The 454-nt window shown below is 65.4% G+C and carries 1 protein-coding gene; it reads right to left on the bottom strand.

Features of this window, described 5'->3' with window-relative positions; all coding sequences use genetic code 11:
- Positions 1-25: 25 nt before the first annotated feature.
- Positions 26-454: hypothetical protein (locus tag ACLQ2X_RS28440; RefSeq protein WP_425684148.1), on the bottom strand; the 429-nt coding region annotated here is incomplete at its 5' end.

A 454-nucleotide genomic window follows, 5' to 3' on the forward strand; every position in this document is an offset into this window, starting at 1 on the left:
GGGGTGCCGGCCTTTCGCGTTTGTCTTACGTGTTCCAGTGTTCGGCGACGAGGTCGGCGGCCTGTTGTTCCCACTGGGCGTAGTGGTCGGGGTAGGCGGAGACCTGGACGGTCTGCGCGGCCTTGGTCAGTGGCATGTCCTGCCATCCGTCGACCTGCTTGAGGCCCTTGAGGAACGCGGTGGTGGAGTATTCGGGGTCGGTGATCTGCTCCACGGTGCCCCAACCGGAGGAGGGGCGTTGTTGGAACAGGCCCTGGGAGTCGTGGTCGTTGCGGTCACCGAGGTGTCCGAGGTTCTCCAGCTTCGACTCCTGCAACGCGGTGGCGATGGACACCACGGCGGCGCGTTCGTCCATGCCGGCCTTCTTCGTCGCGGCGATGATCGCCTTCACGTTCTTGGTCTGCTCGTCGTTGAGGTCGATGCGGGACTGGGTGCCCTGCACGCCGTGCGGGAT

The organism is Micromonospora sp. DT31 (assembly GCF_049841795.1).
GTDB lineage: Bacteria > Actinomycetota > Actinomycetes > Mycobacteriales > Micromonosporaceae > Micromonospora.